Source organism: Streptomyces sp. NBC_00820 (genome assembly GCF_036347055.1).
Lineage (GTDB): Bacteria > Actinomycetota > Actinomycetes > Streptomycetales > Streptomycetaceae > Streptomyces.
In genome coordinates this window covers 1872948-1896414 of record NZ_CP108882.1, presented here as the reverse complement: position 1 = coordinate 1896414, position 23467 = coordinate 1872948, and the positions used below count along the sequence as shown (strand labels likewise).

Genomic DNA, 23467 nt, shown 5'->3' with positions numbered 1-23467 from the left:
GGGCCCCCAGGGGGCGCTGAGGGGCTTGCGGACCGCGGCGCCCCTTCTTTATAGTCGGGATGACTATTGGTCAGGTTGACCATAAAGATGCGATCGCAAGGGGGTGGCCGGGCGTGGACGGCCGTGACGAGCACGCCGACGGCGAGCGCGCCTACGACAAGGACGGCAAGCGCCTCGACGGCGGGCGTGCCTACGACAAGGACGACGGGCGCGCCTACGACAAGTACGCCTACGAACCGTTCGCCGTCACCGTCGACCTCGCCGTCCTCACTGTGCGCGAGGGCGCCCTGTACGTCCTGCTGGTCGAGCGCGGGCAGGAGCCGTACGCCGGACACTGGGCGCTGCCCGGCGGCTTCCTGCTGCCCGAGGAGTCCGCGGAGACGGCCGCCCGGCGCGAACTCGCCGAGGAGACCGGCCTGGCCGACGTCTCCGGGCTGCACCTGGAACAGCTGCGCACCTACAGCGAGCCCGGCCGCGACCCCCGGATGCGGGTCGTGTCCGTCGCCTTCACCGCCCTGCTGCCCGAGCCCCCCGAACCCCGCGGCGGCGGCGACGCGGCCCAGGCCCGCTGGCTGCCGTACGACACCGTCCCGCGGCTCGCCTTCGACCACGACCGGATCCTCGCCGACGCCCACGACCGGATCGGCGACCGGCTGGAGAGCACCTGTCTCGCCACCGCCTTCTGCCCGCCCGAGTTCACCCTCGGCGAGTTGCAGCAGGTCTACGAGACCGTGTGGGGAACCGCCCTGGACCGGCCCAACTTCCGCCGCAAGGTCCTCGCCACGCCCGGCTTCGTCGAACCCGCCCCCGGCGCCGCCCGGCTGACCGGCGGCCGCGGCAAGCCGGCCGCCCTCTACCGCGCGGGCACCGCCACCGCCCTGCACCCGCCCCTGCTCCGACCGTCCCGGGAAGGACACCCCGCATGACCACCAGCCCGGCGGGCAAGCGCGCCGCCACCGGATCCCTCGTCGGCCTCGCCCTCGGAGACGCCCTGGGCTTTCCCACCGAGTTCAACGACGTTCCCTCGATCCTCGCCAAGTGCGGCCCCTGGCGGGAGATGGAGCTGCCGAAGCGTCCCTTCGTCTCCGACGACACGCAGATGACCCTCGCCCTCGGGCGCGGGCTCAGGACCGCCATGGAACGCGGCTACCTCGCCCCCAGGCGGCTGGAGCGGCCGGTGCGCGAGGAGTTCGTGGAGTGGTACCGGTCGCCCGACAACAACCGCGCCCCCGGCCGCACCTGTCTGATCGCGTGCGATCTGCTGAAGGCGGAGGGCCGGCCCTGGCACGACGCCAGCCAGATCGGCTCCAAGGGCTGCGGAGCCAACATGCGCGTCGCCCCCGTCGGGCTCGCCCCCGGCCTGAGCGGCGAGCAGCGGGCCGGCGCCGCCCAGTTGCAGTCCGGGCTCACCCACGGACACCCCACCGCGCTCGCCGCCTCCGACCTCACCGCCCACGCCGTCCATCTCCTCGCCCAGGGCACCGACCCGGCCGGACTCGTCGGGCAGCTGCGCTCGTACGCCTACGACAACCGCACGCGCTACGACCACACCTGGCTCGGCGACCTGTGGACCCGCTCCCAGGACCCGAGCCCCGAGCACTTCATCGCGCGCGGCTGGGACGAGTGCCTGGCGATACTCGAGCGCCTCCAGGAGGCCGTGGGCAGCGTCTCCCCGGAGACCGACCCGTGCCTGGCCACGGGCGCGGGCTGGATCGCCGAAGAGGCCCTCGCCACCGGGCTGCTGTGCTTCCTGCTCTTCCCCGACGAGCCCGTCACCGCCCTGCGCCGGGCCGCCTGCTCCTCCGGCGACTCCGACTCCATCGCCTGCCTCACCGGCGCCTTCGCGGGTGCCTGGCTGGGCGCCGACGCCTGGCCGGCCGCGTGGACCGAGCGGATCGAGTACCGAGGCGATCTTTTGGCCCTGGGAGCGCTCTGGGACGCTTAGACGCATGATCGACGACCTCGGCATGGAAGTGGACCTGGACCTGGACCTGGACCTGGCGCCGGTGATCGCGGAACAGCCCGACCCCCTGCTGTTCGCGACCGTTTCCGGAGCCCATCTGTACGGCTTCCCCTCCCAGGACTCCGACCTGGACCTGCGCGGCGTGCATCTGCTGCCCGCCGCCGACCTGGTCGGGCTGCGCGAGCCGGCGGAGACGCGGTCACGGGCCTGGGTGCGGATGGGCGTCGAGATGGATCTCGTCACCCACGACCTGCGCAAGTTCGTACGGCTGATGCTGCGGCGCAACGGCTACGTGCTGGAGCAGCTGCTCTCGCCTCTGGTCGCGCACACCACCGAGGCACACCGGGAACTGGCCGCGCTCGCCCCCGGCGTCCTGACCAGCCACCACGCCCACCACTACCGCGGCTTCGCGGTCACCCAGTGGCGGCTGTTCGAGAAGACCGGCGAACTCAAGCCCCTGCTCTACACGTTCCGGGTGCTGCTCACCGGCATCCACCTGATGCGCACCGGCGAGGTGCAGGCCCATCTGCCCACCCTGCTGGAGCAGCTCGACGCTCCCGGCTACCTGCCCGAGCTGATAGCCGCCAAGGCCGAACGCGAACACGGCGACGCCGAAGTCGACCACGCGCGCGTGGAGGCCGATCTGGAACGGCTGCACGCGGCGCTCGACGAGGCGCAGAACACCTCAGCCCTGCCCGACGCGGCCGGCGCGCAGGACGCCCTGCACGACTTCGTGGTGCGCGTCCGACTCGGCTGAGGCGCGGCGCGTGCGGAAGAGGAAGCCGGCCACGCGCGCGTGGTCCGGTTCCGGCGGGAGCGGGGTGCCGTGCAGGGCCTCCTCGGTCTCGGCCGCCAGCCGCGCCACGCGGGCCTCGACCTCGGCCCAGGGCACCTCGCCCCGCTTCACCGCCAGCAGTGCCTCCCGCTGCTCGCCGACGTCGATCCGCAGCTCGCCGGTGCGCAGCAGGTCCCGGGCGCTCATCAGCAGGCGCAGCAGGTGCATCGCGTGCTTCCAGCGCGGGGCGCCGGTCGTGCGGACGTCGACGTCGAGCTTGCGGCGCTGGCTGAGGGCGTAGCCGGTGAAGGTGTCGTAGACCCGCCGGGAGAGGAAGGCGTCACGCAGGTCCAGCAACTCGCGGCCGGTGTCGTCCACGTGCTCCACCAGCGGCGAGTGCAGGCACTCCAGGATGTTCGGGTTGCCGCGCAGCGCCAGTTCGCAGAACCGCTCCAGCTCCCAGGAGAAGCGCTCCTCGCCCGGCCCCTCCACATGCGTCGGCGGCTTCTCGAACCGCCAGAACAGGGGAGTGGGGGCGAGGAAGACGCCCCGCCGGTCGGTGTCGCTGGCGTCCGTGGCCAGGCCGAAGGCCCGCGAGCCCATGACACAGGCGTAGACCGTGTGGTCGCGCACCAGCCTCTCGCCGAGTCCGGGGGCTCCGGGGGTTTCGGCGGCGGCCTGGGAGGCGCCGGCGGCCACGGTGTTCCCGCGGGTCCGGGCGTTCTCGGGGGTCTGCGACTGCATGCCGGGAGCGTACGCGGGACCCTCACGTCAGGTGGATCGAGTTTCCCTCCACCTTGATCTGCTCGGCAGGCAGCGCCCTGGTCGCCGGGCCGTGCGCCACCGTTCCGTCGGCGATGTGGAACCTGCTGCCGTGGCAGGGGCAGTCGATCGTGCCGTCCGCGACCTTGGCCACCGTGCAGCCCTGGTGGGTGCAGATCGCCGAGAAGGCCTTGAACTCACCCTTCGCCGGCTGCGTGACCACGATCTTCCGCTCCTTGAAGATCTTGCCACCGCCCTCCGGGATCTCGGCGGTCCGCGCCAGCGCCTGCCCGGTGGCGGCCGCGACGTCCTCGCTGGCCGCGACATTGCTAGGGGTACCGCTGGGCGAGCTGCTCGCGGAGGAGGAGCTCGCGCTGTCGTTGCCGCCGCATCCCACGCATCCGACGGCGAGCGCCGCGGCGCCTGTCGAGAGGATCGTGCGCCGCGTCGCGGGCTGGGTCATGTCGTCACTCCGAACGTAACGGGAGGAAAGCGTCAAGTTCGGGCATCTTTTCACCGAAGAGGCCCGCGGCGAAGGAACCTCGGTCCCGGCGTCACCGGATCGGCCCCCGCTCCGGCCCCGCGAGGGGTGCTCTGGCGTGGGGGGCGAGCAAGGAGGGCGGGGCCCGGAGGCCCGGCGACGATGCCGGGGGCCGGGCGCGGTCCCGGAGGCCGGGGGTGGTCCCGCAGGGTGGGTGCCCGTCCGGGAGGGGTGGGGTGGTCGGCCCGCAGGGGCGCGTGGTGGTCTCGGGGGTCGGGGGAGTCCCGGAGGTGCGGGCGGTCGTCCGGAGGACCGGTGGCGGTCTCGGGAGGCGGGCGGTGCGCGACCGGCCCGCGTGCGCTGACTAGGGTGGTCGCAGCACGAGTCGGCACCGGTCGGCGCGCACGTCAGCAAGGAGCAGCACCGTGGCGGTACGAGCGGTCCGGGGGGCCGTCCAACTGGAGCGGGACGAGGCCGGCCACATGGACGAGCAGGTCGGAGCGCTGCTCACCGCCGTCATGGAGCGGAACGGGCTGACCACCGACGACCTGATCAGCATCTGGTTCACGGCCACCCCCGACCTGCACAGCGACTTCCCGGCCGCCGCGGCCCGGGGGCTGGGCATTGTCGACGTCCCGCTGATCTGCGCCCAGGAACTCGACATCGAGGGCGCCATGCCCCGGGTCGTCCGGCTCCTCGCGCACATCGAGTCCGACCGGCCCCGCGCCGACATCGCCCACGTCTACCTCGGCGCCGCCGCCGCCCTGCGCAAGGACATCGCCCAGTGAGGACCGCACTCGTCATCGGCACCGGCCTGATCGGCACCTCCGCCGCGCTCGCCCTGACCCAGCGCGGCGTCACCGTCCACCTCGAGGACCACGACCCCGAGCAGGCCCGTACGGCGGCCGCGCTCGGCGCCGGCACCGACGAGGCGCCCCAGGGCCCGGTGGACCTCGCGGTCATCGCCGCACCGCCCGCGCACGTGGCCGCCGTCCTCGCGGACGCCATGGCCCGGGGTGTCGCGCGCGGCTACCTCGACGTGGCCAGCGTCAAGGGCGGCCCGCGCCGGGAGCTGGAGGCCCGCGGCCTGGACCCGTCCGTGATGTCCCGGTACATCGGCACCCACCCCATGTCCGGCCGGGAGAAGTCCGGCCCGCTGGCCGCCACCGGCGACCTCTTCGAGGGCCGCCCCTGGGTGCTCACCCCCACCCGGGACACCGACACCGAGGTGCTGAACCTCGCCCTGGAACTGGTCTCGCTGTGCCGGGCCGTGCCGGTCGTCATGGACGCCGACGCCCACGACCGCGCCGTGGCCCTCGTCTCGCACATGCCCCACCTGGTCTCCAGCATGGTCGCCGCCCGTCTGGAGCACGCCGAGGAAGCCGCCGTACGACTGTGCGGACAGGGCATCCGGGACGTCACCCGGATCGCCGCCTCCGACCCCCGGATGTGGATCGACATCCTCTCCGCCAACCCCGGCCCGGTCGCCGACCTGCTCGCGGACGTCTCCGCCGACCTCGACGAGACCGTCCGCGCCCTGCGCGCCCTGCAGTCCTCCGACGAGGACGAACGGCGCGCGGGCGGCGCGGGCATCAAGGACGTCCTGCGGCGCGGCAACGCCGGACAGGTGCGGGTACCGGGCAAGCACGGGTCCGCTCCGCGGGCCTACGAGGTCGTGGCCGTGCTGATCGACGACTCGCCGGGCCAGCTGGCCCGCATCTTCGCGGACGCCGGCCGGGCCGGCGTCAACGTCGAGGACGTGCGCATCGAGCACGCGACCGGCCAGCAGGCGGGTCTGGTGCAGCTGATGGTCGAGCCGAAGGCGGCGGGCGCGCTCACCGCCGCGCTGCGGGAACGGGGCTGGGCACTGCGCCAGTAGACGCGCGGAGGCGGGGGTGCCGACCGCTCCCGGGCCGGCCGGCCCCCGCGGTGGTCGGCCGCCCGGCCGGACGCGCGGCCGGACGAGTGACCCGCACCCAGTAACCTTGTGCAGGGCGCCCTCGCGCCCCCGCCCCCGCTCACCGCACCGCACCGCACCAGGAAGGTGTCCACCCGTGGAAAACGGCGTTCCGACCGCCAAGCCCGTCATCGTCGCGATCGACGGCCCCTCTGGCACGGGCAAGTCGAGTACGTCGAAGGCCGTGGCCGCCCAGCTCGGGCTGAGCTACCTGGACACCGGCGCCCAGTACCGGGCGATCACCTGGTGGATGGTGACCAACGGCATCGACCTCGAGGACCCGACCGCGATCGCCGCCGTCGCCGGCAAGCCGGTGATCGTCTCCGGCACCGACCCGTCCGCCCCGACCATCGTGGTCGACGGCGTCGACGTGGCCGGCCCGATCCGCACCCAGGAGGTCACCTCCAGGGTCAGCGCGGTCAGCGCGGTGCCCGAGGTGCGCACCCTGATCACCGAGCTCCAGCGCTCGCTGGCCGCCGACGCCGAGCACGGCATGGTGGTCGAGGGCCGCGACATCGGTACGACCGTGCTGCCGGACGCCGACCTCAAGATCTTCCTGACCGCCTCCCCCGAGGCCCGCGCCGCCCGCCGCAGCGGCGAGCTGAAGGGCGCGGACGTCCACGCCACCCGCGAGGCGCTGATCAAGCGGGACGCGGCCGACTCCAGCCGCAAGACCTCGCCGCTGGCCAAGGCCGGCGACGCGGTCGAGGTGGACACCACCGACCTCACCCTCGCCCAGGTCATCGAGTGCGTCGTCACCCTGGTCGAGGAGAAGCGGGCCGGCAAGTGAGCCGTCCGGCACGCCGGGAGGCGGACCTCCCGTCCGCACGGGGCGCCGAGGTGGGCCGGCGCATCGGCGTCGGCCTGATGTACGGACTGTGGAAGCCGCGTGTGCTGGGCGCCTGGAAGATGCCCGCCACCGGCCCGGCGATCCTCGCCGTGAACCACTCCCACAACATCGACGGCCCGATGGTCATGGGCGTGGCGCCCCGGCCGACGCACTTCCTGATCAAGCAGGAGGCCTTCGTCGGACCGCTGGACCCCTTCCTGACCGGCATCGGCCAGCTGAAGGTGGACCGTACGAGCGCGGACCGCACCGCCATCACCCGGGCGCTCGGCGTCCTGGAGGGCGGGGGAGTGCTCGGCATCTTCCCCGAGGGCACCCGGGGCGAGGGCGACTTCGCCTCGCTGCGCGCAGGCCTCGCGTACTTCGCGGTACGCAGCGGTGCGCCGATCGTGCCCGTGGCCGTCCTGGGCAGCTCGGAGCGGCCCGGACGCCTGATAAAGGCGCTGCCCCCGCTGCGCTCGCGCGTCGACGTCGTCTTCGGCGACCCGTTCCAGGCGGGCGACGGAAGCGGGCGGCGCACGCGCAGTGCGCTGGACCAGGCGACCGAGCGGATTCAGAAGCAGCTCACCACACACCTGGAAAACGCCAGGCGCCTTACCGGACGCTGGGCGACACTTGAGTAGTGGAACCGGCCCGGCACGGGCCACTCCACCGATCACCACGATGAACGACGAGGTACGGACTTCATGAACGACCACATCCAGCCCGACGGCTCGGCCGCGCACGAGTACGACCACGGGGCGCTCGGTGACACCGAGTACGCGGAGTTCATGGAGCTCGCCGCCGAAGAGGGCTTCGACATCGAGGACGTCGAGGGCGCCATCGAGGAGGCGGGCCACGGCCCGCTGCCCGTGCTCGCCGTCGTCGGCCGCCCCAACGTCGGCAAGTCGACCCTGGTGAACCGGATCATCGGCCGCCGCGAGGCCGTCGTCGAGGACAAGCCGGGCGTCACCCGCGACCGCGTCACCTATGAGGCCGAATGGGCGGGCCGCCGCTTCAAGGTCGTCGACACCGGCGGCTGGGAGCAGGACGTCCTCGGCATCGACGCCTCCGTGGCCGCACAGGCCGAGTACGCGATCGAGGCGGCCGACGCGGTCGTCTTCGTCGTGGACGCCAAGGTCGGTGCGACCGACACCGACGAGGCGGTCGTACGCCTGCTGCGCAAGGCCGGCAAGCCCGTCGTGCTGGCCGCCAACAAGGTCGACGGCCTGAGCGGCGAGTCGGACGCGTCCTACCTGTGGTCCCTGGGCCTCGGCGAGCCGCACCCGGTCTCCGCCCTGCACGGCCGCGGCACCGGCGACATGCTGGACGCCGTCCTGGAGGCGCTGCCCGAGGCCCCGGCGCAGACCTTCGGCACCGCCACCGGCGGCCCGCGCCGCATCGCGCTGATCGGCCGCCCGAACGTCGGCAAGTCCTCGCTGCTGAACAAGGTGGCCGGCGAGGAGCGCGTCGTCGTCAACGAGCTGGCCGGCACCACCCGTGACCCGGTCGACGAGCTGATCGACCTCGGCGGCAAGACCTGGAAGTTCGTGGACACCGCGGGTATCCGCAAGCGTGTCCACCTCCAGCAGGGCGCCGACTACTACGCCTCCCTGCGCACCGCGGCCGCGGTCGAGAAGGCCGAGGTCGCCGTCATCCTGCTGGACGCCTCCGAGAACATCTCGGTGCAGGACCAGCGCATCATCACCATGGCCGTCGAGGCCGGCCGCGCGGTCGTCATCGCGTACAACAAGTGGGACAACCTCGACGAGGAGCGCCGCTACTACCTGGAGCGGGAGATCGAGACCGAGCTCGGCCAGGTGGCCTGGGCCCCGCGGGTCAACGTCTCGGCGCGCACCGGCCGCCACATGGAGAAGCTGGTCCCGGCGATCGAGACGGCCCTGGAGGGCTGGGAGACCCGCGTGCCCACCGGCCGCCTGAACGCCTTCCTCGGCGAGCTGATCGCGGCCCACCCGCACCCGGTCCGGGGCGGCAAGCAGCCGCGCATCCTGTTCGGCACCCAGGCCGGCACCAAGCCCCCGCGGTTCGTCCTGTTCGCCTCCGGCTTCATCGAGGCGGGCTACCGGCGCTTCATCGAGCGCCGGCTGCGCGAGGAGTTCGGCTTCGAGGGCACCCCGATCCACATCTCGGTGCGGGTGCGCGAGAAGCGCGGCGCGAAGAAGAAGTAGCGGCATCGGCGGCCGCACGGCCGCGACCGCATGGCGAAGGGCGGCCCCTGAAGCACAGGGGCCGCCCTTCGCCGTCTCTCACGCGCCCCGGCGTGGGGCAGGGGGCAGCGCCGCGGGCACCGGCCGAGCGCCGTCGCTCTGCTGCTGGCGCCCGAGCGTGCCGACCCGCTGCCACTGCGACTGCTGCCGCGCGCTGTAGGCCCCGGCGCTGTAGGCGCTGTAGGAGCTGCTGAACGACCCCGGCCGGTAGCCGCCGTAGGAGCCCGTGCTCTGCGGGAGGTTCCCGAAGGCGGTGAATCCCAGGTCCTCCTCGCCGCTGCGGTCCCCCGGCAGCGTGCGGAAGGTCCTGACCCACTCCGCGTAGAGCGTGTCGTAGATGGGCGTGGCAGAGGTGCCGCCGGCCCCGTCCTGCCCGGCTCGGGCGGACGGGACCGGCGAGAAGGCGGACCGGCGGTGGGAGATGTCGTATGCGTGCACGTATGTCCAAACGACGGCGCACCCAAAGGGATGCGGCCCGGAAGCCCCCGTTCAGGGGCGCGAGGCCGCAGCGGCATGCGACTGCGCCGCGTGGACGCGGTCGGCGACCACGCGCCCGCGGCCGCCGCCGCGCCCGGCTCTTCGTCCGCGACTCTTCGCTCCCGGCCGTGCTCAGATTCCAGCGAGCGGCAGCGCCGCCGCCACCAGCCTGCCCTGCGCCGCCGCCTTGTCGAGGGACATCCGCAGCAGGTCCTCCCGGGGCTGCCGCCCGATCGACCCGACCGGCGCCGCGAACATCAGCACCTGCTGGTGCTTGTTCGCGGCGGCCCGCCAGTTGTCCGTGACCTGGAGCGGCTGGTGCGCCTGCCACCAGGCCACCGGCTGCGCCGCGTTGGCCCCGGGCTGGAGCACCGCGTGCAGTTGGCCCACCGCGAGCAGCACCGACCAGCCGTGCAGCACCGGCGGGACGGACGTCAGCTCGGTCATCGGCATGAAGCCCTGCTCGATGAGCAGCGGCAGGAAGTCGTCGCCGGCGCCGGCGGTGCCCGGGCGCGCGATCGGCGTGGTCGGCTCGACCACGAGGGCCGGGTGCAACTCGCCCTCGATCAGAACGAGTCCGCTGGTCACGCCGAGCACGGCCTGCTCGGGTGCGGCCTGCGCCTGCGCCTGCGCCTGCGCCGTCCCGTCCGGCCCGCCGGCCGGGGAGACCCCGTCGCCGATGGAGCGGGCGGCGCCCTGCAGCTGCTCCTCGGTGACCTGGACGACCTGGGAGGGCAGGCAGCCGGCGTGGGCGAATGCGAGCACGGCGGTCTCGTCGCCGACGAACAGAACGGTGCTGGTGAGCTCCTGCTCGGAGTCGCCCGGGGTGCGGCAGGACGTGCAGTCGTAACTGCCCGGGGCGTTCTCTCCGGCGAGCAGCCGGTCGGCTTCTTCGTCGCCGATCTCGGCGCGTACGGCGTCACTCACGTCGAGCATGCGCGGCACGGTGGCTCCCTCGGGATGCGGTGCTGGACCGGCCAGGTGGCTCCCGGCCGATGAGCCCCGGGGTTCCGGGCTCATGAAGAAGACAACGGGCGTCCTGTGGTGGGAGTCACGCCCCGGCGAGAACGGAGTCGAACCACCCACCGCACACGGTCACCTTTGGTACGGGTTCTGACACTCACCGTCAACTCTGCGCATTGTCAAGGAACTTGAAAGGGTGAAGTGGGTCACACATCCTCTCGGTAGGTGGTCGGCAAATCATGAAATATGCGGATGAAGTGGCTGTCCGGAAATGGCTGCTACCGGAGGTAACCGTGAACTGGCCTGGAATGACAGGGAGTTGGTTGAAATCAACCCGCTCTTCTCCCTAGATTCCTCCGCCGTGTGCAACGAGCACCGCTCGGGTACGTCCGCCGGCCGGCATCAGGCAGAGCACGATCGCCGCACCGGCCCGGCGGACGGGGCGAGGCGCGCGGAACCGCGGTCATGCGCGGCGCGGCGCCCTCGCCCGGGGGAGCCCGGGTATGTGGAGAGGGAATTACATGTCCGAGTGTGCCGATACCACCCGCAGCACCGCTCGTCACGACAGCGCCCGCAAGGGCCGTACGACGGCCGCCCTCGCCGGGGCGGCGCTGCTGGCCCCGCTGGGGCTGCTGGCCGCGAGCGGCAACGCCGTAGCGGCGGACAACGGAGTGTGGGACCGCATCGCCCGGTGCGAGAGCGGCGGCAACTGGCACATCAACACCGGCAACGGCTACTACGGCGGGCTCCAGTTCTCCGCCGGCACCTGGCGCGCGTACGGCGGCACCGCCTACGCCCCGACGGCCGACCAGGCCTCCAGGAGCGCGCAGATCGCCGTCGCCACCCAGGTCCAGCACGCCCAGGGCTGGGGCGCCTGGCCGGTCTGCTCGGCCCGCGCCGGAGCCTCGGGCGCCGCACCATCGGCCGCCCACTCCGGCACGGCGTCGGGCACGGCCTCGGGTACGACGTCGGGCACGGCCTCGAGTACGGCGTCCGGCAGGAAGGCGTCCGGCAGCGCCGGCCAGGGTTCCGTGAGCACGAAGTCCGCGCCCGCGACGAGGACGCCGGAGCACCCGGCGGCCGACACCGGCCACCGGACGGGCCACGGCACCCACCTGGTGCGCGAGGGAGACACGCTCAGCGGCATCGCCGCCCGGCACGGCATCTCCTGGCAGCGGCTCTACGCCGCCAACCGGCAGGTCATCGGAGACGACCCCGACCTGATCGTCCCGGGCCAGCGCCTCGCGCTCTGAGCCGGCGACGGACACCGGTCACCGTGCCGGTCTCCTGACCCGGTGCGGCCGCTGCCCCGTGCGCGACGAGGGCGGCGGCCGTCCGGCGATACCGCCGCCCCCTGTCGACCCTGTCGACCCTGTCGACCCCTCCGGCCCTGTCGGCCCCGCCGGGAGCCATCGGGCAGCCGTCGGGCCGGCGTCGGGCCGGTCAGGACGGCCGGGGGCCGGTCCGAGGCTCCCGGCCGGCCCCGGGGGCCCCCGCGGCGAACTCCGGGTGATGCAGGTCGAACGCCGGGGACTCGGAGCGGATCCGGGGCAGGGTGACGAAGTTGTGCCGGGGCGGCGGACAGGAGGTCGCCCACTCCAGTGAGCGGCCGTAGCCCCAGGGGTCGTCCACCTCGACCCGCACGCCGTACTTCGCGGTCTTCCAGACGTTGTAGAGGAACGGCAGCGTGGACAGCCCCAGCAGGAAGGAGCCGATGGTGGAGACCGTGTTGAGCGCGGTGAAGCCGTCGGCGGCGAGATAGTCGGCGTACCGGCGGGGCATGCCCTCCGCGCCCAGCCAGTGCTGCACCAGGAACGTGGCGTGGAAGCCGACGAACAGCGTCCAGAAGTGGATCTTCCCGAGCCGCTCGTCGAGCATCTTCCCGGTGAACTTGGGCCACCAGAAGGAGAAGCCCGCGAACACCGCGAAGACCACCGTGCCGAAGACGACGTAGTGGAAGTGGGCGACCACGAAGTACGAGTCGGTGACGTGGAAGTCCATCGGCGGCGAGGCCAGGATGACGCCGGTCAGGCCGCCGAGCAGGAACGTCATCAGGAAGCCCGTCGCCCACAGCATCGGCGTCTCGAAGGACAGCGAGCCCTGGATCATCGTCCCGGTCCAGTTGAAGAACTTCACGCCCGTCGGGACCGCGATCAGGAAGGACATGAAGGAGAAGTACGGCAGCAGCACCGCGCCCGTGGCGAACATGTGGTGCGCCCACACCACGATCGAAAGGCCGGTGATCGCCATGGTCGCGCCGACCAGCGTCAGATAGCCGAAGACCGGCTTGCGGCTGAAGACGGGGATGATCTCCGTGATGATCCCGAAGAACGGCAGCGCGATGATGTAGACCTCGGGGTGCCCGAAGAACCAGAACAGGTGCTGCCACAGCAGCGCCCCGCCGTTGGCCGCGGCGAACACCTGCGAGCCGAACCGCCGGTCGGCCTCCAGGACCAGCAGGTCCGCCGCCAGCACCGGGAACGCCATCAGGACCAGGACCGACGTGAACAGCGTGTTCCAGGTGAAGACCGGCATCCGGAACATCGTCATGCCGGGCGCGCGCATGCCGAGGATCGTGGTGATGAAGTTGACGGCGCCGAGGATCGTCCCGAAGCCGGACAGCGCGAGCCCCATGATCCACAGATCGGGGCCGGGGCCGGGGGAGTGCCTGGCGTCGTTGAGCGGCGCGTAGGCGAACCAGCCGAACGCCGCCGGCCCGGCGGGCGTCAGCAGCGAACCCAGCACGATCAGGCCGCCGAACAGGAAGAGCCAGTACGACAGCATGTTCAGGCGGGGGAACGCCACGTCCGGGGCGCCGATCTGCAGCGGCATCAGCTCGTTGGCGAAGCCCGCGAAGCTCGGGGTCGCGAACAGCAGGAGCATGATCGTGCCGTGCAGCGTGAAGAGCTGGTTGTACTGGTCGGCGTCGATGATCTGCAGCCCGGGCCGGGCCAGCTCGGCCCGCATCAGCAGCGCCATCACACCGCCGGCCAGGAAGAACGCGAACGCCGTGATCAGGTACAGATGGCCGATCTTCTTGTGGTCGGTGGTGGTGAGCCAGTCCACGGCCACCCGCCCCGCCCGCCCGCGCCGCTCCGGCCGTACCGCCGCCCCTACGGTGTCGGTGCCCATCGCTCGCTCGCCCCTTCGGATCCCCGCGCGGCCGAGCGCTCCGGTGGGCAGCGCACGGCGGTTGTGTGCTGAATCCGTGAATTTCCTATGCGGCGTCAGCTCCTGCGGTCCGGCGACGGATTCCGGGGGAATCACGTTCGGGACCCGCCGCGTTGACCACTCCGGCACTTTCCGCCGGGTAATTCGGAGGGTCACTCCGACACGCGGGAATTCTGTTCGATTACCCCGGGAAGGCGAACGGAAACCCTCGTTCGTGTGACGGAGTTCGAAGGAAACGGGCGACCGGAAGCTGTGACAGAAGTGTGACGGGAGAGGAACCCCCGGGGACCTGTCACGGGCCCGGCTTCCGCCGCCGCCCGATGCGGCCTAGCGTGGCCGCATGACATCGATTCCCACTCCGCCCGAGGAGCCGAAGGACAGTCCGGAGGGGTACGTCGGCCTCGACCTGGCGCAGGCCGAGCGGCTCGCCCGGGAACGGGGGTGGTCCACGGTGCGGTCGCTGCCGCCGGGCGGGATCATCACCATGGAGTACCGGTTCGGCAGGCTCAACTTCGAGGTGCGGGACGGCCGGGTGGCCCGCGCCTGGAAGGGCTGACCAGGCCTCCGTCGGGTCGTCGTACGCGCGAGGCCCCGCTTCCCGGTGCGGGAAGCGGGGCCTTCTGCCGGGCGGGGCGGTGTGTGCGTACCGGACCCGCCGCCGTGTGGGAGCGTCAGCCGCCCGTGAGGGGGCGGGCCGACGGGGAGGAACCGCGCGGAAGCCGGTCGGCGTGCGGCGGGCGCCGGCTGCCCGCCGGGGTGACCGGGCTGCGCTCGGAACGGGCCGTGTGCGGACCGGGCGCCATATGGATCGGGGCCCGGGCACCGCGCCCGGCCGCCACCGGCTCGCGTGCCGGTGCTGAGGCCTGCTCGGCGGCCGTGGCGAGCGGCCTGAGCGCCACCGGGGTGACCGGTACGGCAGGTGCCGGCAGGGGCCGGATGCGGCGGTCGCGCCAGCGGTCGCGGAGGGAGAACAGTGCCGCCTCGGTCCTGGCGATCAACGGCTCGAACCAGGGCAGCGCGAGCATGATCAGCAGTCCCGCGGCCCAGCCCAGCAGCACGTCGCTCAGCCAGTGCGTACCGAGGTAGACGGTGGTGAGTCCGACGCCGAGCGAGGTGACGGCGGAGAGCGCGGACAGCCAGCGGCGCGCTCTCGGGGTGGAGGCCAGATAGGCCAGGATCCCCCAGGTCACGACCGCGTTGGCGGTGTGGCCGCTGGGAAATATATCGCCGCCGCGGGCCATCTCGTTCGAGCCGATCACGGTCGCGTAGTGCGGACCGAGCCGCCCCATGCCGAGCTTGGCGGCCCCGACCGTGATGTTCAGCAGCAGCAGTGAGGCGGCCAGGGTGAGCAGCGGGCGGATCGTGTGCTGACGCCAGGAGCGCCAGCCGAGCCAGGCCGCGACCATGACGGCGGTGGGGCCGCGCTGGCCGAGCACCACGTAGTAGTCGAGGAAGGCGTGGATCTGCGGCCACTGCTGGTACGGCCGGAAGAACATGACCCGCCAGTCGAGCCTGACCAGCCATGAGGTGGTGATCACGGCCCACACGATCGCCAGGTAGAAGGCCAGGGTCGAGGAGAACAGAACGACCCGGTGCCGGCTCATCCTCGGCACATCGATGTGAGCCGGTCGTTCCGGCTCACGATCCAGCCTGGCGAACACCCGGTCCAGACTCCGGGTGAGGTTTCGTTTGGTACGCACCCAAACGACGTTACAGCGAGTGAGGTGTGTACCCGGTCGTAACAGGGGCTTTGTGATGACGATGTGATGTGGGAAACCTCTCAAGGCCCGTCCGAATTCGCGAGATTCGGCAATCCGTCGGGCCCGCACACCGCAATTCCTTTGATCATGCCGGGTGGCGCTTATATGCCACTTATGAATGCGTTCACCGAATCATGGCGCGGAATTCAGGGGCTGCTCACGGAGGTTCCGAAGTCGATCATGGAGGGCCGGAGCCGTTCAGCCAGAGGGCGCCGTAGGCCGCGGCGGCGGCCGCCACGCCCGCCGTGACCAGCGCCGACCGCGCGGTGCGCGGGTGCGCGAGGGCCCGGGCGAGGGGGAACAGCACGGGGAACGCGGGCAGAAGCAGCCGCGGCTTCGATCCGAAGTAGCTCGACGCGCACAGGGCGAGCGCCAGGACGACACCCGTGTACACCAGCAGCGCGAGGGGCTGGCGTTGCCGCACGCAGGTCACGTAGAGCCGGATCAGCAGGGCGACGCCGACGATCAGGCCGAGGCCGGCGAGGGCCGACGGAAATGACGTGAACTTGTCGGCCACGAACCGGGCGAACGCGTAGCCGCCGTCGAAGCCGTTGCGCCACCCGGCCTGCACGTCCAGATACCCGAGCGGCCCCTTGCCGGTCCGGTGTCCGACCCACAGGACATAGCCGGCGGCACCCAACGGGGCGAGGGCCATGCCGAGAGCGCGGCGCGCGGCGGAGGCGGCCGGTGGAGAGGCAGGGGCGGGGGCGCTCGGTGAGGACGGCAGAGATGGTGAGGGCGGTGAGGGCGGCGGAGTGGCGGAGGTGCCGGTCCCGGGAGGGAGGGCGCGCGTGGAGTCGTGCGCGCCGTTCGCGTGCCGAACGCGCCTCGCGGGGGTTTCGCTCACCGCCGCAAGGGCGTGTTCGGCGTCCCGCGCGCCGTGCGCGCTCGGCGCGCTTCGCTCTCGCACGAACGAGATCACGCCCGTCACCCACACCGCCGCGACCACCGCGAGCCCCACCGGCCGGGTCAGTCCCGCCAGTGCCGCGAGCAGACCCGCCGTCACCCACCGGCCGGTCAGCACCGCGTACAGCGACCAGGCGGCCAGCGCCGTGAACAGGGACTCGCTGTACGCCATCGACTGCACGATCCCGACCGGCAGCACCGCCCACAGCAGCACCGCGCAGACTCCCGCCCGTGCCCCGTACACCCGCTCCGCGACGGCGAAGATCCCCGCGGCCGCGGCCAGGGAGGCGAGCAGGCTGACGACGAAACCGGCGTCCGCGTACGACAACGGCGCGACCGCGTGCAGCAGTCGTTCCAGCCAGGGCAGCAGCGGGAAGAAGGCCAGGTCGGAGTGGACGTCACCGTTCGGCAGCCGTACCTCGTAGCCGTATCCCCCCTCGGCGACCCGCGCGTACCAGAGCGAGTCCCAGCGCGCGGTCAGCAGCGTGTACGCGCTCTTGCCGCGCGCGGCGCTCCACACCGCCAGGACGAGCAGGCCCAGGGCACGCACGGCCGCGTACCCGAGGAGGGCCGGAGCCGCCCGGCGCAGGAGTGGGGCGTGGGGCGGGGCCACGCGCGTCGCGAGTTCGGTCACGGGCTCGATTATCGACCGGCCGGAGAACCGCACGGTCCACACCGGTGTGGTCAAGAGGGGACGAAGTGGCGTACGCCACACGGGTTCGGTCGGACGCGTGAGATGTCCACCACGTGTCCGCAGGGCGAACTCGCGTACGCTGACGAGCCACCCGCGTGGGTTCGCGGCGACCGGAGCCCCACACTTCTCCGGCCGTACGACGGGGAGTCCCCACCCCGCCGATCCGCCGCACGCGAGGGATCATCTGGGAGGTACGTATGTCCGGGACGACCACCGCTGCCGTCCGGCAGCGCTGTCGGGCGGCCGGGGCCAGTGCCAACCGCTGGGTCGTGCTCGTCGTGCTCTGCGTCAGCCTGCTGCTCGTCGCCGTCGACGCGACCGTGCTGCACGTGGCGGTCCCCGCCGTCACCGAGGACCTCAGGCCCGGCGCCATATCGCTGCTCTGGATCGTCGACGTCTATCCGCTCGTCTGCGCCTCGCTGCTGATCCTGTTCGGCACGCTGGGCGACCGCGTCGGCCGAAGACGCGTCCTGCTGTGCGGCTACGCCCTCTTCGGCGTCGCCTCCGCCGTCGCCGCCTTCGCGCAGAGCGCCGAGACCCTGATCCTCGCCCGCGCGCTGCTCGGCGTCGGCGGAGCCATGATCATGCCCGCGACCCTGTCGATCCTCCGCCAGGTCTTCCCCGACCGGCGTGAGCGCGCCCTCGCCATCGGCGTCTGGAGCGCGGTCGCCGCCGTCGGCGCCGCGGCCGGCCCGCTGCTCGGCGGCTTCCTGCTGGAGCACTTCTGGTGGGGTTCGGTCTTCCTGGTCAACATCCCGCTGATGCTGGTGAGCCTCCCGGTCGGGCGGATCCTCCTGCCCGAGTCCCGCGGCGCGCACGACGGCCCCTGGGACGTGGCCGGCGCGCTGATGGCGGCGGCCGGTCTGTTCGGCGTCGTACTCGGTGTGAAGCGGCTCGGCGGTGGCGGGCCGGTGGCGAGCCCCCTCACCCTGCTGCCGCTGCTGGCGGGCGCGGCGCTCCTCTTCTTCTTCGTACGACGCCAGGGGCGCCGCCCGCATCCGCTGGTGGACCTGCGGATGTTCCGGCGGCCCGCGTTCTCCACCTCGGTGGGCTGCATCGTGCTGGCGATGCTCGCGCTGGTGGGCCTGGAGCTGATCGCGGCGCAGTACCTGCAACTGGTGCTGGGCCTGTCCCCGCTGGCGACCGGCCTCAGGCTGCTGCCCCTGACCATCGCGGCGATGGCCGCGGGCCTCGCCGGCGCGCGGATGCTGCGCCGCTTCGGGCCGCGCCGGATGGTCTGCGCCGGCTTCTGTCTCACCGCCGCGGCGGTCCTCATGCTGACCGGCATGGGCGGCACCGACAACGAGACCCTGCTGCTGTCCGGCTTCGTGCTGCTCGGCTTCGGCCTGGAGACCACTCTCTTCGCGGCGTACGAGTCGATGCTCAGCGAATGCCCGGCGGACCGGGCCGGCGGGGCGGCCGCGATCGGTGAGACCTCCTACCAGCTGGGCGCCGGCATCGGGATCGCGCTGCTCGGCAGCGTGATGAACGCCGCGTACGCGCCCGGACTCGCCTCGGTGCCGGGTGTCTCCGCGCGCGATTCGGGCGCGGCGGCCCACTCGCTCGGCGAGGCCGACGACATCGCCGGACGGCTCGGCGGCGCCGCCGGGGCCGCGCTGCGGCACGCGGCCCGCGACTCCTTCGTGCACGGGCTGCACATGACGCTGCTGGTCAGCGCCGGTCTGCTGCTGCTGGGCGCCGTCATGGCGCTGCGGCTGCCCCGGATCATGCAGTGCGGCGAGAGCGGTGACGAGGCCACCGAGGTCGAGCTGCCCGCCCCGCGCGAGGCCGAGAAGCCGAAGGTCTCCGCCTGACCCGGCCCGGCCCGCGGCCCGGCGATCCCCGCCCGGCGCGGCGTGCCCGCTCTGGACGTGCGGGACACTGCACCGTAACGTCGCCCGCGACGACTTAACTAGCGCTGCTAGTTTCCGTGTGCCGCACTGTGCCGGAGGGTGCCCCATGTCCGCGTCCGCGAAGCTGCCCCCGTTCGACGCCGCCGATCCGCTCGGGATCGACGACCTCCTGGACCCGGAGGACCTGGCCGTCCGGGACACCGTGCGCCGCTGGGCGGCGGACCGGGTGCTGCCGTACGTCGCCGACTGGTACGAGAAGGGCGAGCTGCCCGGCATCAGGGACCTCGCCCGCGAACTCGGCGGCATCGGTGCCCTCGGCATGTCCCTGACCGGGTACGGCTGCGCGGGCGCGACGGCCGTGCAGTACGGCCTGGCCTGCCTGGAGCTGGAGGCCGCCGACTCGGGCATCCGCTCCCTGGTCTCCGTGCAGGGCTCCCTCGCGATGTACGCCATCCACCGCTTCGGCAGCGAGGAGCAGAAGCAGGAGTGGCTGCCGCGCATGGCCGCCGGCGAGGTGATCGGCTGCTTCGGGCTCACCGAACCCGACGCCGGCTCCGACCCCGCCGCCATGCGCACCCACGCCAAGCGCGACGGCACGGACTGGATGCTGAACGGCCGCAAGATGTGGATCACCAACGGGTCGGTCGCCGGGGTGGCCGTGGTCTGGGCGCAGACCGAGGACGGCATCCGCGGCTTCGTCGTACCGACGGACAGCCGCGGCTTCTCGGCGCCCGAGATCAAGCACAAGTGGTCCCTGCGCGCCTCCGTCACCAGCGAACTCGTCCTCGACGACGTACGCCTGCCGGCCACCGCCGTCCTGCCGGAGGTCACCGGCCTGCGCGGACCGCTCAGCTGCCTCTCGCACGCCCGCTACGGCATTGTCTGGGGCGCGATGGGCGCGGCGCGCAGCAGCTTCGAGGCGGCCCTGGAGTACGCGAAGACGCGTGAGCAGTTCGGGCGGCCCATCGGCGGCTTCCAGCTCACGCAGGCCAAGCTCGCCGACATGGCGGTCGAACTGCACAAGGGAATCCTGCTCGCCCACCACCTGGGGCGCCGGATGGACGCCGGCCGCCTGCGTCCCGAGCAGGTCAGCTTCGGCAAGCTCAACAACGTCCGCGAGGCCATCGAGATCTGCCGCACGGCACGGACGATCCTCGGCGCCAACGGGATCTCCCTCGAATACCCCGTGATGCGGCACGCGACCAACCTCGAGTCGGTGCTCACCTACGAGGGCACCGTCGAGATGCACCAGCTGGTGCTGGGCAAGGCGCTCACCGGTCTCGACGCCTTCCGGTGAGCCCCGAAGGGGGCAGGGCCGACGGGCGGCCCTGCCTCAGCTCTGGTTGAAGAAGCCGTCCTCGCGGCGCCCGGACGGCTCGCCGCTGATGATCTCCGTGTTCGCGGGCGTCAGCAGGAAGACCCGGGTCGCGACCCGCTCGATGGTGCCCCGCAGACCGAAGGTCAGCCCGGCGGCGAAGTCGACGACGCGCTTGGCGTCGACCGGCTCCATCGCCGTGAGGTTCATGATGACCGGGACACCGTCCCGGAACAGCTCGCCGATGGCGCGGGCGTCCCGGAAGCTGTCCGGGGTGACCGTGCCGATCCGGCGGCCCTGTCCCTCGGCCGTGTCCGTGGCCACCTGCACCCGGGGGTCCGTGACCCAGGCGTCCCCGGCCTCGGTGCCCTCGGAGTAGTCGTCGTCGTAGTAGCGCTCGTCATCGTTGTCGTCGACGAGGCCGAGCCACGCACTCGCCTTGCGTACCGATCCCATGGACGCCTCCTCTCACAGCGGTCTCTCTTGCTCTGCGCATCCCTATGGTCATCCATGATGCGGACGGCGCGCCAAGTGGATAGACGCCGCGCGGGGGGTTTGTGACGGTACTGGTGCACAGCCGATCCGTCGAGAGTCCTTGCGCCCCAAGGGCTCTGACTCATACGGCTGCTGACTGTGAGTGAAATATGATTGTTCTTGGCGGACGGGTGATGCACGGTGCGTACGGGTGAACGCGGAGCCCGATCCGGGCCGGCCGGCACCGGGCCGGGCGGTCCGCTCAACGTCATTCCACGCCACGGGGGATCGCCATGTTCGGAATCGTGAGGCCCTGCGCGCACCGGCTCGGTGCGCGCCTCAAGGCCGACTGGACGGCGCACTTGTGCGGGCTCTGCCTCGCCCTGCGCAAGGACCACGGACAGCTCGCGCGCATCGTGACGAACTACGACGGACTGCTCATATCGGTTCTGACGGAGGCTCAGGCCGGAGTGGTGAGCGGGTCCCGGCGCACGGCCGGGCCGTGCGCGCTGCGCGGGATGCGGACGGCGCCCGTCGCCGAGGGCGAGGGGGCACGGCTCGCCGCCGCCGTCTCGCTGGTGCTCGCCGCCGCCAAGGTGCGCGACCACGTCGCCGACCGGGACGGGCTGCTGGCCCGCAGGCCCGTCGCGGCCGCGGCGCGCCGGGTCGCGGCGAGCTGGGGGCGGGCCGGGGAGCGCGGCGGGTCGGCGGTCGGGTTCGACACCGCGGTCCTGCTCGACGCCGTGGACCGGCAGGTCGCACTGGAGACCCTGGCGGGTCCCGGCACCCCGCTGCTGACGGTCACCGAACCGACCGAGACCGCCACCGCGGCCGCCTTCGCGCACACCGCGGTGCTGGCCGGACGGCCGGGCAACGCCGAGCCGCTCGCCGAGGCCGGCCGCCTCTTCGGCCGGCTGGCGCACCTGCTGGACGCCGTGGAGGACAGGGAGGCTGACGCCCTGTCGGGTGCCTGGAACCCCCTCACGGCCACCGGGACCTCCCTCCCCGAAGCCCGCCGACTCGCCGACGACGCCCTGCACGGCATCCGGCTGGCGCTGCGCGAGGCCGAGTTCGTGGACGGACGGCTCGCCCATCTGCTGCTCGTGCACGAGGTACGGCGGTCGGTGGACCGGGCGTTCGGGTCGGTTCCGGCGTGCGCGGAGCACGGCCCAGGGCCCGGCGCGCCGTGGCCGCCCGACGGTCCCAGCCTCGTCAAGTCCAAGGAGCCCCGCGGATTCCTGGCCGGCTGCGGGATGTTCCTGACGCTGTGCTGCACGTGTCGGATGTGCTGTGCCGAGGAGTACGAAGGGCCCTGGTCGCGGAAGAAGCGGGAAGGGTGCTGTCGCGACTGTGACTGCGACTGCCCGTGTGACGGGTGTGGCGGCTGCGACGGCTGCGATGGCTGTGGCTGCTGCTGTCCGTGCGACTGCTGAGCGGTACCGGTCAGTTCTTGAGTTCCGGAGGTGAGATCCGGGACGTGTCGATCGCCGACGCCGTCGTGCCCCACTTCCTCAAAATCCTGTCGTAGGTGCCGTCGGCGATCAGCCGGTTCACCGCCGCCCGGAAGGCGGGGGCCAGCCGGGTGCCCTTCTTGAAGGCGAAGCCGACGTCGAGACGGTGGTACTCGTTCAGGAACCTCAGCCCCGGCTGCTGGGCGACGGCGTAGCGCAGGCCGTTGATCGTGGACATCACGACATCGCTGCGCCCCTGCTGGACCGAGGACCAGATCGCGCTCTGCTCGGCGTACGTCTGCACCTGGTACGGCTTCTTGCCGGCGTCGGCGCACACGTGCTTGTTCTCCTCCAGCGTGGCCTCGAAGGTCGTACCGGCGCCGGTGGCGATGTTCAGACCGCAGAGCTGCCCGAGGTCGGTGATTTTGGACAGCTTGCTGTCCTTGCGGGTGGCGAAGCCCTGGCCGTCGTTGATGTAGGTGACGAAGTCGATGGTTCTGCGGCGCTCGTCGGTGACGCCGAAGTTGCTCGCGCCGACGTCGTACTTGCCGCTGTCCAGGGCGGGCAGGATCGCCTCGAAACTCGCCTGGTCCACGGTCAGTTCCAGCCCCAGGACCTTGGCGACGGCCTTGGTGAAGTCGACGTCCTGGCCGGTCAGGGTCTTGCCGTCGGCCAGGTAGGTGGTGCCGGGCGGGGTGCCGCCGACGCTGACGGCGACGGTGAGGTGCGAGACGCCGGCCGGCAGCAACCGGGCGGCCGCGTCGTCCTTCCCGAGCGCGGAGACCACGTCCTCGGTGGGGGCCGCGCCCGATCCGGCCGCGACACCGACGGCGTCCGTGCCCGCGCCGCCGCCCGAACCGCAGGCGGTGAGGAGGAGGACGGCCGAGGTGATGACGGCAAAGGGTGCGAAAAGTCGATAAGCAGGCGTATGTATCGGGTGCGTATGCATCGGGAAGCGGTCTCCTGGGAGCAGGCAGAAGGCGAGCCGGGCGCGAGGGGAGGTGCGCGAAGGAAGGGAGCGCGAGGGGTGCGCGAGGGGAGGGGCGCGCGTGTGAAGGCCAAGAAGGGGGGTGCGGGAAGAGAGCGCGGAAAGGGAACGCGCGCTAGACGCCCGCCTCGGGGGCGGGCGTGCAGGGGGTCAGCTCAACAGGAGGAGGACCACACGCGACCGAAGTCGATGTGGGAGCGGGTGACCAGCCACTGCTGTGGATGCATGGGCCAAGTGGAACAGGCATCCGGTTCCGCGTCAACCGAGTCGAGACCAACGGCCCACAGTGTGGACGGCCTTGACAGCGGACCGAAACGCCCACGTACTCTCGACGGGCGGCCCCGCTGAGGGGCTCGGCCGCAACCGCGCCGCAGGGCGCGCCCGTGTGCAGGCATCCCCGTGTTCGACCTCTCGTGTCACGGA

At 72.2% G+C, this 23467-nt stretch carries 22 protein-coding genes; 13 read left to right on the top strand and 9 right to left on the bottom strand.

The genetic code is table 11. From position 1 onward, the window contains the following. Positions 1–113 precede the first annotated feature (113 nt). Genes OIB37_RS08705 through OIB37_RS08695 form a run of 3 tightly spaced genes read left to right on the top strand, consistent with a single transcriptional unit; the run spans position 114 to position 2720 of the window. Entirely contained in the window at positions 114–926 is an 813-nt protein-coding gene (locus OIB37_RS08705; RefSeq protein WP_330456958.1) for an NUDIX hydrolase, read from the top strand. After that, complete coding sequence (locus OIB37_RS08700) at positions 923–1945, top strand: ADP-ribosylglycohydrolase family protein (RefSeq protein ID WP_330456957.1); 1023 nt, start codon at positions 923–925, stop codon at positions 1943–1945. The genes OIB37_RS08705 and OIB37_RS08700 overlap by 4 nt, the downstream gene beginning before the upstream one ends. Positions 1946–1949: 4 nt before the next feature. Next, on the top strand, positions 1950–2720 hold the full coding sequence (locus tag OIB37_RS08695; RefSeq protein WP_330456956.1) for a nucleotidyltransferase domain-containing protein: 771 nt from the start codon (positions 1950–1952) through the stop codon (positions 2718–2720). Here the strand turns inward: OIB37_RS08695 and OIB37_RS08690 are convergent. Further along, on the bottom strand, positions 2649–3482 hold the full coding sequence (locus OIB37_RS08690; protein ID WP_330456955.1) for a nucleotidyltransferase domain-containing protein: 834 nt from the start codon (positions 3480–3482) through the stop codon (positions 2649–2651). The two genes, OIB37_RS08695 and OIB37_RS08690, sit on opposite strands and share 72 nt — an antisense overlap. A 22-nt stretch (positions 3483–3504) precedes the next feature. Beyond that, positions 3505–3963 carry a Rieske (2Fe-2S) protein gene (locus OIB37_RS08685; protein WP_330456954.1) on the bottom strand — a complete coding sequence of 153 codons (459 nt, stop codon included), beginning with the start codon at positions 3961–3963 and terminating at the stop codon, positions 3505–3507. 443 nt (positions 3964–4406) lie between these two features. On the opposite strand from OIB37_RS08685, the gene aroH reads away from it, so the two are divergent. From aroH to der, 5 genes are all read left to right on the top strand, one after another. Further along, positions 4407–4769, top strand: coding sequence for a chorismate mutase (aroH, locus tag OIB37_RS08680; RefSeq protein ID WP_330456953.1), 363 nt, complete (start codon positions 4407–4409; stop codon positions 4767–4769). Beyond that, entirely contained in the window at positions 4766–5860 is a 1095-nt protein-coding gene (locus OIB37_RS08675; protein ID WP_330456952.1) for a prephenate dehydrogenase, read from the top strand. Before aroH ends, OIB37_RS08675 begins: the two co-directional genes overlap by 4 nt. Positions 5861–6035: 175 nt before the next feature. Beyond that, complete coding sequence (gene cmk / locus OIB37_RS08670; protein ID WP_330456951.1) at positions 6036–6728, top strand: (d)CMP kinase; 693 nt, start codon at positions 6036–6038, stop codon at positions 6726–6728. Further along, positions 6686–7408, top strand: coding sequence for a lysophospholipid acyltransferase family protein (locus tag OIB37_RS08665; protein WP_330456950.1), 723 nt, complete (start codon positions 6686–6688; stop codon positions 7406–7408). Before cmk ends, OIB37_RS08665 begins: the two co-directional genes overlap by 43 nt. A gap of 63 nt (positions 7409–7471) precedes the next feature. Beyond that, positions 7472–8953: a ribosome biogenesis GTPase Der gene (gene der / locus OIB37_RS08660; protein ID WP_330456949.1), complete on the top strand. Its 1482-nt coding sequence runs from the start codon at positions 7472–7474 to the stop codon at positions 8951–8953. A gap of 78 nt (positions 8954–9031) precedes the next feature. On the opposite strand, the gene OIB37_RS08655 is transcribed toward der, so the two are convergent. Together OIB37_RS08655 and OIB37_RS08650 are read right to left on the bottom strand one after the other, a co-directional pair. Further along, positions 9032–9430, bottom strand: coding sequence for a hypothetical protein (locus tag OIB37_RS08655; RefSeq protein WP_330456948.1), 399 nt, complete (start codon positions 9428–9430; stop codon positions 9032–9034). A 171-nt stretch (positions 9431–9601) separates the two neighbouring features. After that, positions 9602–10414 (bottom strand): hypothetical protein, encoded by an 813-nt coding sequence (locus tag OIB37_RS08650; protein WP_330456947.1) that lies wholly within the window; start codon positions 10412–10414, stop codon positions 9602–9604. A gap of 539 nt (positions 10415–10953) precedes the next feature. Between OIB37_RS08650 and OIB37_RS08645 the strand changes: the two genes are divergently transcribed. After that, positions 10954–11685, top strand: a complete 732-nt coding sequence (locus tag OIB37_RS08645; RefSeq protein ID WP_330456946.1) for a transglycosylase family protein — start codon at positions 10954–10956, stop codon at positions 11683–11685. 190 nt (positions 11686–11875) lie between these two features. Here OIB37_RS08645 and ctaD read toward each other — a convergent pair whose 3' ends face one another. Beyond that, entirely contained in the window at positions 11876–13564 is a 1689-nt protein-coding gene (ctaD, locus tag OIB37_RS08640) for an aa3-type cytochrome oxidase subunit I (protein ID WP_330456945.1), read from the bottom strand. A gap of 379 nt (positions 13565–13943) precedes the next feature. Here ctaD and OIB37_RS08635 point away from each other — a divergent pair, with 379 nt between their 5' ends. Further along, positions 13944–14159: an I78 family peptidase inhibitor gene (locus tag OIB37_RS08635; protein WP_330456944.1), complete on the top strand. Its 216-nt coding sequence runs from the start codon at positions 13944–13946 to the stop codon at positions 14157–14159. 115 nt (positions 14160–14274) lie between these two features. On the opposite strand, the gene OIB37_RS08630 is transcribed toward OIB37_RS08635, so the two are convergent. Continuing rightward, a complete protein-coding gene (locus tag OIB37_RS08630) occupies positions 14275–15303 on the bottom strand; it encodes a phosphatase PAP2 family protein (protein WP_330456943.1) in 1029 nt (342 codons plus the stop codon). Between the two features lie 238 nt (positions 15304–15541). After that, positions 15542–16903 (bottom strand): mannosyltransferase family protein, encoded by a 1362-nt coding sequence (locus OIB37_RS08625; RefSeq protein WP_330456942.1) that lies wholly within the window; start codon positions 16901–16903, stop codon positions 15542–15544. A gap of 257 nt (positions 16904–17160) precedes the next feature. Between OIB37_RS08625 and OIB37_RS08620 the strand changes: the two genes are divergently transcribed. Next, positions 17161–18777, top strand: a complete 1617-nt coding sequence (locus tag OIB37_RS08620; RefSeq protein ID WP_330456941.1) for an MFS transporter — start codon at positions 17161–17163, stop codon at positions 18775–18777. A gap of 145 nt (positions 18778–18922) precedes the next feature. Next, positions 18923–20113, top strand: a complete 1191-nt coding sequence (locus OIB37_RS08615) for an acyl-CoA dehydrogenase family protein (protein WP_330456940.1) — start codon at positions 18923–18925, stop codon at positions 20111–20113. A gap of 36 nt (positions 20114–20149) precedes the next feature. Here OIB37_RS08615 and OIB37_RS08610 read toward each other — a convergent pair whose 3' ends face one another. Continuing rightward, a complete protein-coding gene (locus tag OIB37_RS08610) occupies positions 20150–20587 on the bottom strand; it encodes a cell division protein SepF (RefSeq protein WP_330456939.1) in 438 nt (145 codons plus the stop codon). Positions 20588–20898: 311 nt separating this feature from the next. On the opposite strand from OIB37_RS08610, the gene OIB37_RS08605 reads away from it, so the two are divergent. Further along, entirely contained in the window at positions 20899–22038 is a 1140-nt protein-coding gene (locus OIB37_RS08605; protein ID WP_330456938.1) for a DUF5685 family protein, read from the top strand. 10 nt (positions 22039–22048) lie between these two features. Here the strand turns inward: OIB37_RS08605 and OIB37_RS08600 are convergent, their stop codons facing one another. Continuing rightward, entirely contained in the window at positions 22049–23005 is a 957-nt protein-coding gene (locus OIB37_RS08600; RefSeq protein WP_330456937.1) for a transporter substrate-binding domain-containing protein, read from the bottom strand. Positions 23006–23467 lie beyond the last annotated feature (462 nt).